This is a genomic window from Streptomyces asoensis, assembly GCF_016860545.1.
GTDB lineage: Bacteria > Actinomycetota > Actinomycetes > Streptomycetales > Streptomycetaceae > Streptomyces > Streptomyces asoensis.
Genome location: NZ_BNEB01000002.1, coordinates 758,300 through 771,960, shown reverse-complemented (window position 1 = coordinate 771,960; position 13,661 = coordinate 758,300). Strand labels below are relative to the sequence as shown.

Genomic DNA, 13,661 nt, shown 5'->3' with positions numbered 1-13,661 from the left:
CCTCACGCCCGGAACACGTGGCGGCGGATCGCCGCGGCATTGGAGAAGATCCGGATGCCGAGGACGACCACGACACCGGTGGACAGCTGCGACCCCACACCCAACTCGTCACCGAGGAACACGATCAGCGCGGCCACGACCACGTTCGACAGGAACGAGACGACGAACACCTTGTCGTCGAAGATGCCGTCGAGCATGGCCCGCAACCCGCCGAACACGGCGTCCAGCGCCGCCACCACGGCGATCGGCAGATACGGTACGACGGCCGCCGGAACCTCGGGCTGGACCAACAGGCCGGCCACGACTCCCACGACGAGGCCCAGTACGGCGATCACGATGTGCCCTTCTCAGTTCTCGGCTGCGCTGTACGTACGATCACACTCGGTGCGGCGGGCAGCCGGACGTCGTCCACCACGGAGATGGCCGTCCGGATGCCGTAGTTCTCCTGGAGCGCGTTCAGATACAGCCCGTCGGCGCTGTTCTGGAACGTGGTGCTCAGGTTCTTCCCGTCCCCCACCGCGAGCACCGTGTACGGCGGCACCAGCGGCTTGTTGTCGACCAGTATCGCCTCACCCGCGGCCCTGATCGCCGAGAGCGCCGTCAGCCGCTGTCCGTTGATCGAGACAGCCTCGGCCCCCGAGGCCCACAGCCCGTTCACCACACGCTGCATGTCCCGGTCGCGGACCCGCCCGGTGTCGGAGAAGCCGGCGGTCTCGCGCGGGTTGCCGTCACCGCCGCTGCTGGCTTCCTTGGCGTCGTCCACGACCAGCTTGACGCCGGGCCCGTGCACCGCGACGGCGCCCGACAGGATCCCCACCAGGCCCCCCTGGCCACTGCCGCCGCTCTCCTTGAGCGCCTCCTGCTGCCGGGCGCTCACGTCCTCGCGCAGCCGGTCGACCGTGCTCTCCAGCTCGTCGGCCGCGTCGGTCTCGCTGTCGATCCGGTCGATGAGCTCCTCGCGCTCCTTGGCGACGACCGGTGCCGCCACGCGCGCCTGCGCCGCCCCGACGGTGACCACGAGAGCCGCGAGCACCAGGCCCACGGCCAGACCGAGCTTGGCGCGCACCGTCCTGGGCAGACCACCGGCGCCTTCGGCCCGCTTGCGGGTGGCGGCCTCGGCATATCCGTCGTCGAGGCTGTGGTCCATGACGTTGGTGAGCAGCGACATGGAGGCGTCCGGACGCGACACGCGCGCGGGTGTGCTCCGAACGGGGGGCTGCTGCGGCATGCCGCACATCGTCGCACGTCGCGCCCAGTACCTCCGAATGGCCCTACCGGCGTGCCGGACAGGCCCCCTTGGGGACACTTGTCCGGCACGCACGCGTGCGCGTGGATCAGCGCCCGGCGCTGTCCACGACCGCCGCCCACTCGTCGAGCAGGGCCTGCGCCGAGGCGTCGTCCGGCCCCTCGGCCCACAGATGCGTGACGGCCTCGGCCGGGTCCGGCAGGACCATCACCCAGCGACCGTCCGTCTCGACCACCCGGACACCGTCGGTGGTGTCCACGAAGCGGTCTCCAGCCGCTTCGACGATCCGCCGCATCACCAGGCCCTTGACGGCCCACGGGGTCGCCAGATCCCGCTTCAGGACGTGCGCCCGCGGAATCCGGGCGTCGATCTGGCTGAGGGTGAGCTGCGTCCGCGCCACCAGCCCGATCAGACGCACGAACGCCGCCGTGCCGTCGAAGACACTGCTGAACTCCGGGACGATGAAGCCGCCCTTGCCGTCCCCGCCGAAGATGGTCGTCTCGTCCTGCCCGACCCGGGTGAGGTCGTCCGGCGAGGTCGTCGTCCACTCGACCTGCGTCCCGTGGTACGCCGCCACCTGCTCGGCGATCCTCGTCGTGGTCACCGGCAGGGCCACCCGGCCGCTGCGCCGCTCGGCGGCCACGAGGTCCAGGAGCACGAGAAGCGCCCGGTCGTCCTCGATGATCCGGCCCTTCTCGTCCACGAGGGACAGCCGCTCGCCCACCGGGTCGAACCGCACACCGAACGCGGCCCGCGAGGACGCCACGATCTCCCCGAGCCGGACCAGCCCGGAGCGCCGCTGGTCGCCGGTCTCCGTCGGCCTGGCCTCGTTGAGTCCGGGGTTGATGGTCAGCGAATCCACCCCGAGCTTGCCCAGGAGGCTCGGCAGCACCAGTCCTGCACTGCCGTTCGAGGCGTCCACCACGACCTTGAGTCCGGCCTCGGAGATCCCCGTGGTGTCCACGTTCCTCAGCAGCGATCCGGTGTACGAATCGAACACGCTGGCCGGGAAGTGCAGGTCTCCGATCTCTCCGGGGAACGCCCGCCGGTACTCCTGCCGCGCGAACACCCGGTCCAGCTTGCGCTGGCTGCCCTGAGACAGGTCGGCGCCCTGTCCGTCGAAGAACATGATGTCGACGGAGTCCGGCACCCCGGGCGAGGTCCGGATCATGATCCCGCCGGCGCTGCCCCGCGCGGTCTGCTGCCGCGCCACGGGCAACGGCACGTTCTCCAGGTCCCGGACGTCGATGGCGCTGGCCTGGAGCGCCGAGATGACCGCCCGCTTCAGCGCCCGCGCACCACGTGAGTGGTCACGTGCCGTGGTGACGGTGGACCCCTTCTTGAGCGTGGTGGCATAGGCACCGGCGAGGCGGACGGCGAGTTCCGGGGTGATCTCGACGTTCAGGATTCCGGAGACCCCCCGCGCGCCGAACAGATGCGCCTGTCCGCGGGATTCCCAGATGACCGACGTGTTGACGAATGCGCCGGCTTCGATGGTCTTGAACGGATAGACCCTTACGTTGCCCTGCACAATCGATTCTTCACCGATCAGGCATTCATCACCGATGACGGCGCCGTCCTCGATGCGGGCCGCCCGCATGATGTCGGTGTTCTTTCCCACCACACAGCCACGCAGATTGCTGTGCTGCCCGACGTACACGTTGTCGTGCACGACGGCCTTGTGCAGGAACGCCCCGCTCTTCACGACGACGTTGGAACCCACGACGGTGTGCTCGCGGATTTCGGCGCCGGCCTCGACCTTGGCGTAGTCGCCGATGTAGAGAGGACCGCGCAGTACGGCGTCGGGGTGCACTTCCGCGCCTTCCGCCACCCACACGCCCGGCGAGAGCTCGAATCCGTCGATCTCGACGTCGACCTTGCCCTCGAGCACGTCGGCCTGGGCCTTCACGTAGCTCTCGTGGGTGCCGACGTCCTCCCAGTAGCCCTCGGCCACATAGCCGTAGACCGGCTTGCCTTCCTTCATCAGCTGCGGGAAGACGTCACCGGACCAGTCGACGGGCACGTCGGCCTCGACGTAGTCGAAGACCTCCGGCTCCATGACGTAGATACCGGTGTTCACCGTGTCCGAGAAGACCTGGCCCCAGGTCGGCTTCTCCAGGAAGCGCTCGACCTTGCCCTCTTCGTCGACGATGGTGATACCGAATTCCAGCGGATTGGGCACACGCGTCAGGCAGACCGTGACGAGCGCGCCCTTTTCCTTGTGGAAGGAGATCAGATCGGTGAGGTCGAAGTCAGTGAGGGCATCACCGGAGATGACGAGGAAGGCGTCGTCCTTCAGCGCCTCCTCTGCGTTCTTGACGCTTCCGGCGGTACCGAGTGGCTTCTCCTCATTGGCATAGCTGAGCTCCATTCCGAGCTCCTCGCCGTCACCGAAGTAGTTCTTGACCAGCGAGGCCAGGAACTGAACGGTAACGACGGTCTCGTTGAGCCCATGCCTTTTGAGCAGCCTCAGAACGTGCTCCATGATCGGCCGGTTGGCCACCGGCAGGAGCGGCTTGGGCATGCTCGAGGTCATAGGGCGAAGGCGCGTGCCTTCGCCTCCGGCCATCACGACGGCCTTCATGTCGGAAGCGTCCTCCTAAAGAGACGACTGTCTAGCCGACTTCACCCGTCCAGATTGTCCCGCACTTTTCGTCCGCGGGCCATCGAGCCACTTCAGCTGCCAATCGGCGAGGTCAGTCGGCACCCATGGCGTCCGCACGAACCAGGCGGCGGACCTGTACCACGTAGAGGACTCCTGCCCACCAATAGAGCGTTGTACCCCATCCGGCGAACGCCCATCCGAAAATAGCAGCGAGTGACGCGAGCCATCCGCTTCCGTCACTGAGCAGAAGCAGCGGGAAGGCGTACATCAGGTTGAAGGTGGCTGCCTTGCCCAGGAAGTTCACCTGCGGCGGCGGATAGCCGTGACGCCTGAGGATGCCGACCATCACCAGCAGAACCAGCTCGCGCGCGAGAAGTACAGCGGTCAACCAGAGGGGCAGGATCTCCCGCCAGGTGAGACCCACCAGCGTCGAGAGAATGTAGAGCCGGTCGGCGGCGGGGTCGAGCAGCCGGCCGAGGCTGCTGATCTGGTTCCAGCGCCGTGCGAGCTTGCCGTCCAGATAGTCGCTGATCCCGCTGAGAGCCAGCACCAGGAGAGCCCAGCCGTCACTCTGCGGGCCTCCGAACTCAGGCCTGAGGATCAGCCACAGGAACAGCGGCACGCCGACGAGACGCGCCATGCTGAGGATGTTCGGGATGGTGAGGACCCGATCTGTCTGGACACGGGTCTCCTGGACCTCCACCCGGGGGCCTCCAGTAGGAAATGAGCCAACGATGCCCCCTGACCTTACCCCAACGCAAAAAAGCTCCGGCTCTTGGGCTGTGTGCCCAAGAGCCGGAGCTCTAAAAGGAGTTCGGCGGTGTCCTACTCTCCCACAGGGTCCCCCCTGCAGTACCATCGGCGCTGTAAGGCTTAGCTTCCGGGTTCGGAATGTAACCGGGCGTTTCCCTCACGCTATGACCACCGAAACACTATGAAACTGTCCAGCCGCACCATGTGTGGCACATGGGGCTGTTCGTGGTTTCAGAACCAACACAGTGGACGCGAGCAACTGAGGACAAGCCCTCGGCCTATTAGTACCGGTCAGCTTCACCCATTACTGGGCTTCCACATCCGGCCTATCAACCCAGTCGTCTACTGGGAGCCTTAACCCCTCAAAGGGGGTGGGAATACTCATCTCGAAGCAGGCTTCCCGCTTAGATGCTTTCAGCGGTTATCCCTCCCGAACGTAGCCAACCAGCCATGCCCTTGGCAGAACAACTGGCACACCAGAGGTTCGTCCGTCCCGGTCCTCTCGTACTAGGGACAGCCCTTCTCAATATTCCTGCGCGCGCAGCGGATAGGGACCGAACTGTCTCACGACGTTCTAAACCCAGCTCGCGTACCGCTTTAATGGGCGAACAGCCCAACCCTTGGGACCGACTCCAGCCCCAGGATGCGACGAGCCGACATCGAGGTGCCAAACCATCCCGTCGATATGGACTCTTGGGGAAGATCAGCCTGTTATCCCCGGGGTACCTTTTATCCGTTGAGCGACGGCGCTTCCACAAGCCACCGCCGGATCACTAGTCCCGACTTTCGTCCCTGCTCGACCCGTCGGTCTCACAGTCAAGCTCCCTTGTGCACTTACACTCAACACCTGATTGCCAACCAGGCTGAGGGAACCTTTGGGCGCCTCCGTTACTCTTTAGGAGGCAACCGCCCCAGTTAAACTACCCATCAGACACTGTCCCTGATCCGGATCACGGACCCAGGTTAGACATCCAGCACGACCAGAGTGGTATTTCAACGACGACTCCACAACCACTGGCGTGGCCGCTTCAAAGTCTCCCACCTATCCTACACAAGCCGAACCGAACACCAATATCAAACTGTAGTAAAGGTCCCGGGGTCTTTCCGTCCTGCTGCGCGAAACGAGCATCTTTACTCGTAGTGCAATTTCACCGGGCCTATGGTTGAGACAGTCGAGAAGTCGTTACGCCATTCGTGCAGGTCGGAACTTACCCGACAAGGAATTTCGCTACCTTAGGATGGTTATAGTTACCACCGCCGTTTACTGGCGCTTAAGTTCTCAGCTTCGCCACACCGAAATGTGACTAACCGGTCCCCTTAACGTTCCAGCACCGGGCAGGCGTCAGTCCGTATACATCGCCTTACGGCTTCGCACGGACCTGTGTTTTTAGTAAACAGTCGCTTCTCGCTGGTCTCTGCGGCCACCCCCAGCTCATGGAGTAAATCCAATCACCAGTGATGGCCCCCCTTCTCCCGAAGTTACGGGGGCATTTTGCCGAGTTCCTTAACCATAGTTCACCCGAACGCCTCGGTATTCTCTACCTGACCACCTGAGTCGGTTTAGGGTACGGGCCGCCATGAAACTCGCTAGAGGCTTTTCTCGACAGCATAGGATCATCCACTTCGCCACAATCGGCTCGGCATCAGGTCTCAGACACGTGAACGGCGGATTTGCCTACCGTTCGCCCTACACCCTTACCCCGGGACAACCACCGCCCGGGATGGACTACCTTCCTGCGTCACCCCATCACTCACCTACTGCAAGTCTGGTTCGTCGGCTCCACCACTTTCCTTTCCCCGAAGGGTCCGGAACGGCTTCACGGACTTAGCATCGCCTGGTTCGATGTTTGACGCTTCACAGCGGGTACCGGAATATCAACCGGTTATCCATCGACTACGCCTGTCGGCCTCGCCTTAGGTCCCGACTTACCCTGGGCAGATCAGCTTGACCCAGGAACCCTTAGTCAATCGGCGCACACGTTTCTCACGTGTGTATCGCTACTCATGCCTGCATTCTCACTCGTGAACCGTCCACAACTACCTTCCGGTGCTGCTTCACCCGGCACACGACGCTCCCCTACCCATCACAGCCGCCGTTGGGCGTATTGCTGCAATGACACGACTTCGGCGGTACGCTTGAGCCCCGCTACATTGTCGGCGCGGAATCACTAGACCAGTGAGCTATTACGCACTCTTTCAAGGGTGGCTGCTTCTAAGCCAACCTCCTGGTTGTCTCTGCGACTCCACATCCTTTCCCACTTAGCGTACGCTTAGGGGCCTTAGTCGATGCTCTGGGCTGTTTCCCTCTCGACCATGGAGCTTATCCCCCACAGTCTCACTGCCGCGCTCTCACTTACCGGCATTCGGAGTTTGGCTAAGGTCAGTAACCCGGTAGGGCCCATCGCCTATCCAGTGCTCTACCTCCGGCAAGAAACACACGACGCTGCACCTAAATGCATTTCGGGGAGAACCAGCTATCACGGAGTTTGATTGGCCTTTCACCCCTAACCACAGGTCATCCCCCAGGTTTTCAACCCTGGTGGGTTCGGTCCTCCACGAAGTCTTACCTCCGCTTCAACCTGCCCATGGCTAGATCACTCCGCTTCGGGTCTTGAGCGTGCTACTGAATCGCCCTGTTCGGACTCGCTTTCGCTACGGCTACCCCACCCGGGTTAACCTCGCAACACACCGCAAACTCGCAGGCTCATTCTTCAAAAGGCACGCAGTCACGAGACGAAGAGCAAGCTCTCCGTCCGACGCTCCCACGGCTTGTAGGCACACGGTTTCAGGTACTATTTCACTCCGCTCCCGCGGTACTTTTCACCATTCCCTCACGGTACTATCCGCTATCGGTCACCAGGGAATATTTAGGCTTAGCGGGTGGTCCCGCCAGATTCACACGGGATTTCTCGGGCCCCGTGCTACTTGGGTGTCTCTCAAACGAGCCGCTGACGTTTCGACTACGGGGGTCTTACCCTCTACGCCGGACCTTTCGCATGTCCTTCGTCTACATCAACGGTTTCTGACTCGTCTCACAGCCGGCAGACTGTGAAAGAGAGATCCCACAACCCCGTACACGCAACCCCTGCCGGGTCTCACACGTATACGGTTTGGCCTCATCCGGTTTCGCTCGCCACTACTCCCGGAATCACGGTTGTTTTCTCTTCCTGCGGGTACTGAGATGTTTCACTTCCCCGCGTTCCCTCCACACTGCCTATGTGTTCAGCAGCGGGTGACAGCCCATGACGACTGCCGGGTTTCCCCATTCGGAAACCCCCGGATCAAAGCCTGGTTGACGACTCCCCGGGGACTATCGTGGCCTCCCACGTCCTTCATCGGTTCCTGGTGCCAAGGCATCCACCGTGCGCCCTTAAAAACTTGGCCACAGATGCTCGCGTCCACTGTGCAGTTCTCAAACAACGACCAGCCACCCATCACCCCGAACCCTTACGGTCCGAGTGCACTGGGGCCGGCATCAGAAGGACGACCTCACGGCCGCACCCTCAGACACCCAACAGCGTGCCCGGCACCCCCGCCACTCGTGATCAGCTTTCCACGCTCCGAAGAGCAGTACTTACAGCCCGAGATGACTGAGAATGCCGAATAATCAACGTTCCACCCATGAGCAACCAGCATCGAACATTCGCCGATGTACTGGCCTCTGACCTCACCCCGAAGGGATCGGTAAGAAGTGCTCCTTAGAAAGGAGGTGATCCAGCCGCACCTTCCGGTACGGCTACCTTGTTACGACTTCGTCCCAATCGCCAGTCCCACCTTCGACAGCTCCCTCCCACAAGGGGTTGGGCCACCGGCTTCGGGTGTTACCGACTTTCGTGACGTGACGGGCGGTGTGTACAAGGCCCGGGAACGTATTCACCGCAGCAATGCTGATCTGCGATTACTAGCAACTCCGACTTCATGGGGTCGAGTTGCAGACCCCAATCCGAACTGAGACCGGCTTTTTGAGATTCGCTCCACCTCACGGTTTCGCAGCTCTTTGTACCGGCCATTGTAGCACGTGTGCAGCCCAAGACATAAGGGGCATGATGACTTGACGTCGTCCCCACCTTCCTCCGAGTTGACCCCGGCAGTCTCCTGTGAGTCCCCATCACCCCGAAGGGCATGCTGGCAACACAGAACAAGGGTTGCGCTCGTTGCGGGACTTAACCCAACATCTCACGACACGAGCTGACGACAGCCATGCACCACCTGTACACCGACCACAAGGGGGGCACTATCTCTAATGCTTTCCGGTGTATGTCAAGCCTTGGTAAGGTTCTTCGCGTTGCGTCGAATTAAGCCACATGCTCCGCTGCTTGTGCGGGCCCCCGTCAATTCCTTTGAGTTTTAGCCTTGCGGCCGTACTCCCCAGGCGGGGAACTTAATGCGTTAGCTGCGGCACCGACGACGTGGAATGTCGCCAACACCTAGTTCCCACCGTTTACGGCGTGGACTACCAGGGTATCTAATCCTGTTCGCTCCCCACGCTTTCGCTCCTCAGCGTCAGTAATGGCCCAGAGATCCGCCTTCGCCACCGGTGTTCCTCCTGATATCTGCGCATTTCACCGCTACACCAGGAATTCCGATCTCCCCTACCACACTCTAGTCTGCCCGTATCGAATGCAGACCCGGGGTTAAGCCCCGGGCTTTCACATCCGACGCGACAGACCGCCTACGAGCTCTTTACGCCCAATAATTCCGGACAACGCTTGCGCCCTACGTATTACCGCGGCTGCTGGCACGTAGTTAGCCGGCGCTTCTTCTGCAGGTACCGTCACTTTCGCTTCTTCCCTGCTGAAAGAGGTTTACAACCCGAAGGCCGTCATCCCTCACGCGGCGTCGCTGCATCAGGCTTTCGCCCATTGTGCAATATTCCCCACTGCTGCCTCCCGTAGGAGTCTGGGCCGTGTCTCAGTCCCAGTGTGGCCGGTCGCCCTCTCAGGCCGGCTACCCGTCGTCGCCTTGGTGAGCCATTACCTCACCAACAAGCTGATAGGCCGCGGGCTCATCCTTCACCGCCGGAGCTTTCGACCCCCACCCATGCGAGTGGAAGTGATATCCGGTATTAGACCCCGTTTCCAGGGCTTGTCCCAGAGTGAAGGGCAGATTGCCCACGTGTTACTCACCCGTTCGCCACTAATCCCCACCGAAGTGGTTCATCGTTCGACTTGCATGTGTTAAGCACGCCGCCAGCGTTCGTCCTGAGCCAGGATCAAACTCTCCGTGAATGTTTACCGGTAATCCGGTGCACACACACGAGAGCGGAACAGCCAGGCGGAATGAGCCCGGCCGTTCACAGCGTCCTCGCTGTGTTTATTTCAAAGGAACCTCATCCTCGGCTATCACTGCCGGGGACGGGGTATCAACATATCTGGCGTTGATTTTTGGCACGCTGTTGAGTTCTCAAGGAACGGACGCTTCCTTTGTACTCACCCGAACTTCTTCAGGCTTTCCTCCGGGCGCTTCCCTTCGGTCTTGCGTTTCCGACTCTATCAGGGTTTTTCCGGCCCCCTGACCACCGTTCTGCGGACATGCAGAAGATGATCCAGAGATTAGGATCTGACAAGTTGGGTGCTGCTCGGCAAGCGCGCTTGATCGCGTCGCTCACCCTCAAGCAGGAGTACGACTGTACACGGGGCCGCAGAGACGCTGCAAATCGACTAGGCTAGTGGTCTAGACCACGGATCGGGAGCTCTCGTGCGGAACCGGTACTTCATATGACATACCCTGCTGCACAGCGCTCCGGCCTGGACGGTCAGTAACGGCCCATGTACATCTCCACCCCTGGGAGGCTTCCCATGACCACCGTGACGTCCCCTCTAGTAGGACGCGCCATCGGACTGACCGCCGTGCCGGACCCGGTGTTCTCCGGCGCCATGGTCGGCCCCGGCACCGCCATCGACCCCGTGCGTGAGCCCTCCGAGGCGGTCTCGCCCGTGGACGGCGTCATCGTCTCCCTCCACCCGCACGCCTTCGTCGTGGTCGACTCCGAGGGGCACGGGGTGCTCACCCACCTCGGGATCGACACCGTGCAGCTCAACGGCGAGGGCTTCGAGCTCCTGGTGAACAAGGGCGACACCGTGACGCGCGGGCAGGCGATCGTGCGGTGGAACCCGGCCGCGGTCGAGGAGGCCGGCAAGTCCCCGGTCTGCCCGGTCGTCGCCCTGGAGGCCACGGCCGACTCGCTCGGCGAACTCCGCGAAGACGGCGACATCAAGGTCGGCGACGTTCTCTTTTCCTGGCAGTAGTGCCCCCGCCGTCCCCGCGACGGCACGCATGACAACCACGGCGGCGGCGGGACCCGCCGCACTATCGGAGACGGTGAGATGGAGACAACGCTGCGAGGCGTCGGCGTGAGCCACGGTGTGGCGATCGGCGAGGTTCGGCACATGGGAACGGCGGTGCTCGAACCGCCCGCCAAGCAGATCCCGGCGGAGGAGGCGGAGCGCGAACAGGGGCGCGCCCGCCAGGCCGTGGAAGCTGTGGCGGCCGACCTGATGGCGCGCGGCAATCTGGCCGGGGGTGAAGCCCAGGCGGTGCTCGAGGCGCAGGCGATGATGGCGCAGGACCCCGAGCTGATGGTGGACGTGGACCGGCGTATCGCCGTCGGGAGCACGGCCGAGCGGGCCGTGTACGACGCTTTCGCCGCCTACCGCGAGCTCCTGGCCGGAGCCGGTGAGTACCTCGCCGGTCGCGTGGCCGACCTCGACGACGTGCGCAACCGGATCGTCGCCCGGCTGCTGGGCGTGCCGATGCCCGGTGTCCCGGACAGCGACGAGCCGTACGTGCTGGTGGCCCGGGACCTGGCGCCGGCCGACACCGCGCTGCTCGACCCGACGCTCGTGCTCGGATTCGTGACCGAGGAGGGCGGGCCGACGAGTCACAGCGCGATCCTGGCGCGCGCGCTCGGTGTGCCCGCCGTCGTCGCGCTGCCGGGCGCCGGTGAGCTGGCCGAGGGGACGGTGATCGCCGTCGACGGCAGCACCGGCGACATCTTCGTGAACCCGAGCGAGGAGAAGAAGACGCAGCTCGAGGCCGCGTCCGCCGAGCGCCGGGCGGCGCTGGCCGCCTCGACCGGGCCGGGCGCCACCGCCGACGGTCACAAGGTGCCGCTGCTGGCGAACGTCGGAGGGCCGGCCGACGTCCCGGCCGCGGTCGAGGCCGGAGCCGAGGGCGTGGGCCTCTTCCGTACCGAGTTCCTCTTCCTCGACGACAGCAAGAGCGCGCCGTCCGAGGAGAAGCAGGTCGAGGCCTACCGGCAGGTGCTGGAGGCGTTCCCCGAGGGGCGCGTCGTCGTGCGCGTGCTGGACGCGGGTGCCGACAAACCGCTGGAGTTCCTCACCCCGGCCGACGAGCCCAACCCGGCGCTGGGCGTGCGGGGGCTGCGGACCCTGCTCGACCACCCCGACGTCCTGCGCACGCAGCTGACGGCGCTGGCCAAGGCGGCCGAGGGGCTGCCCGTGTACCTCGAGGTCATGGCGCCGATGGTGGCGGACCGCGCGGACGCGAAGGCGTTCGCCGACGCGTGCCGCGAGGCGGGGCTGCGGGCCAAGTTCGGCGCGATGGTGGAGATTCCGTCGGCCGCTCTGCGGGCGCGCTCCATCCTCCAGGAGGTGGAGTTCCTGTCGCTGGGCACGAACGACCTCGCCCAGTACACGTTCGCCGCCGACCGCCAGGTGGGTGCGGTGTCCCGGCTCCAGGACCCGTGGCAGCCCGCGCTGCTCGATCTCGTCGCCCTCTCGGCCGAGGCGGCGAGGGCCGAGGGCAAGAGCTGTGGCGTGTGCGGCGAGGCGGCTTCCGATCCACTGCTCGCCTGTGTGCTGACGGGGCTGGGCGTCACCTCGCTCTCCATGGGGGCCGCTTCCCTCCCCTACGTGCGGACCGCGCTGGCGAAGTACACGCTGGCGCAGTGTGAGCGTGCGGCGGCCGCCGCGCGTGCGGCGGACAGCGCCGAGGAGGCGCGCGCCGCCGCCCAGGCGGTGCTGTCCGGCGAGTAGTCGGCACGGCTGGGTCCGGTTCCGTGAACAGGGGCGCTTCACCTTCGGGTGGGCGCCCCTGCTGTGTGCGGTCGGTGCCCTGGGTCAGTGGCTGTGGCCCTCCGGGTGGCCGTTGTGGCCGAGGTCCGGTGGGAAGCAGTAGTCGACGTTGGACTCTGGTGAGATGAGATCCCCCGATTCGGCGTCGGTGCAGTAGGCGTCGAAGACCTCGCCGGCGGTCAGGGGTTCGAGGCCGTCGCCGCGCAGCCGCCACCCGTAGACGCGGTCCGGGGTGTCGGGGGCGGTGGTGCGCATGACGAGGCCGCCGGGGCTCCGGGTGGCCAGACCGAGGGCGAGGATCGTGGTGAATTCGAGGGCTTCGGCCTCGTCGAGTCGGGCGGCGCCGCTGTCCCTCTCGTCCACGTGGAGGACGGCGACCAGGGTTTCGGGGGTGCCGGTGACGCTGCACACTAGGTGCCGGTCGCCGGGTGGCGCCGTGTCGAGGATGCGGGCGACGAAGTCCGAGGCCCGGGTGAAGGAGGCGCGGCCGATGTCCTCGCCGCAGGTCGCGCAGGGACCGAGGCGCGCGAGCAGGGTGGCCGCGTACTCCCAGGTCGCCTGTCGTACGGCTTCGTCGACGAGGTCGGGCAGGAGGTCGGCGAGGGGCTGGCCCTCGTAGGGGACGGTGGGGCCGGTGGTGGCGAGTTCGGCCGTGAAGCGGGTCCGGTGGGCCGGGATGTCGGGGTCGAGTCCGCGCGCGGTGCAGTACTCGGCGTATTCCTGGGGGTCGAAGAGGGCCACGGTGGTGTGGGTGCCCTGGAGGGCGCGCACCTTCAGGAGGTCTTCGACCTGCTGGAGGTAGACGGCGTGGTCGTCGAAGGTGAAGGTGCGGTAGCGCCGCATGGCGCGGAAGTCGTGTTCGTCGGTGAGCAGGCCGATGGTGCCGGCGATCTCACGGCGCAGGACGCGACGCATGGTCTGGTGGTCGGTGTGTGCCATGTGTTTTCCCCCTGGGTGCACGGTCGATCAATACTCACTCACAGTAACCGGGAGCACTGACAACGGGTGCCGTACGGGCAGG

At 64.4% G+C, this 13,661-nt stretch carries 7 protein-coding genes and 3 rRNA genes; 2 read left to right on the top strand and 8 right to left on the bottom strand.

From position 1 onward, the window contains the following. Nucleotides 1-2: 2 nt before the first annotated feature. The 7 genes from Saso_RS06575 to Saso_RS06545 form a co-directional block, all read right to left on the bottom strand. Nucleotides 3-335, bottom strand: coding sequence for a small basic family protein (locus Saso_RS06575; RefSeq protein ID WP_020133151.1), 333 nt, complete (start codon nucleotides 333-335; stop codon nucleotides 3-5). Next, nucleotides 332-1,228 (bottom strand): DUF881 domain-containing protein, encoded by an 897-nt coding sequence (locus Saso_RS06570; RefSeq protein ID WP_229901531.1) that lies wholly within the window; start codon nucleotides 1,226-1,228, stop codon nucleotides 332-334. Before Saso_RS06570 ends, Saso_RS06575 begins: the two co-directional genes overlap by 4 nt. 106 nt (nucleotides 1,229-1,334) lie before the next feature. Beyond that, nucleotides 1,335-3,830: a mannose-1-phosphate guanyltransferase gene (locus Saso_RS06565; protein ID WP_189927337.1), complete on the bottom strand. Its 2,496-nt coding sequence runs from the start codon at nucleotides 3,828-3,830 to the stop codon at nucleotides 1,335-1,337. A 112-nt stretch (nucleotides 3,831-3,942) separates the two neighbouring features. Continuing rightward, nucleotides 3,943-4,554, bottom strand: a complete 612-nt coding sequence (locus Saso_RS06560) for a CDP-alcohol phosphatidyltransferase family protein (protein WP_189927336.1) — start codon at nucleotides 4,552-4,554, stop codon at nucleotides 3,943-3,945. A gap of 109 nt (nucleotides 4,555-4,663) precedes the next feature. Further along, nucleotides 4,664-4,780: ribosomal RNA gene (rrf, locus tag Saso_RS06555) — 5S ribosomal RNA — on the bottom strand. Nucleotides 4,781-4,865: 85 nt separating this feature from the next. Continuing rightward, a 23S ribosomal RNA gene (locus tag Saso_RS06550) occupies nucleotides 4,866-7,988 on the bottom strand. Between the two features lie 318 nt (nucleotides 7,989-8,306). Beyond that, a 16S ribosomal RNA gene (locus Saso_RS06545) occupies nucleotides 8,307-9,832 on the bottom strand. The 16S, 23S and 5S rRNA genes sit together here, the layout of an rRNA operon. 570 nt (nucleotides 9,833-10,402) lie before the next feature. On the opposite strand from Saso_RS06545, the gene Saso_RS06540 reads away from it, so the two are divergent. Together Saso_RS06540 and ptsP are read left to right on the top strand one after the other, a co-directional pair. Then, nucleotides 10,403-10,852 carry a PTS sugar transporter subunit IIA gene (locus Saso_RS06540; RefSeq protein WP_189926038.1) on the top strand — a complete coding sequence of 150 codons (450 nt, stop codon included), beginning with the start codon at nucleotides 10,403-10,405 and terminating at the stop codon, nucleotides 10,850-10,852. 78 nt (nucleotides 10,853-10,930) lie between these two features. Further along, complete coding sequence (gene ptsP, locus Saso_RS06535) at nucleotides 10,931-12,601, top strand: phosphoenolpyruvate--protein phosphotransferase (RefSeq protein ID WP_189926039.1); 1,671 nt, start codon at nucleotides 10,931-10,933, stop codon at nucleotides 12,599-12,601. A gap of 84 nt (nucleotides 12,602-12,685) precedes the next feature. Here ptsP and Saso_RS06530 read toward each other — a convergent pair whose 3' ends face one another. After that, on the bottom strand, nucleotides 12,686-13,579 hold the full coding sequence (locus Saso_RS06530; RefSeq protein WP_189926040.1) for a hypothetical protein: 894 nt from the start codon (nucleotides 13,577-13,579) through the stop codon (nucleotides 12,686-12,688). Nucleotides 13,580-13,661: the final 82 nt, after the last annotated feature.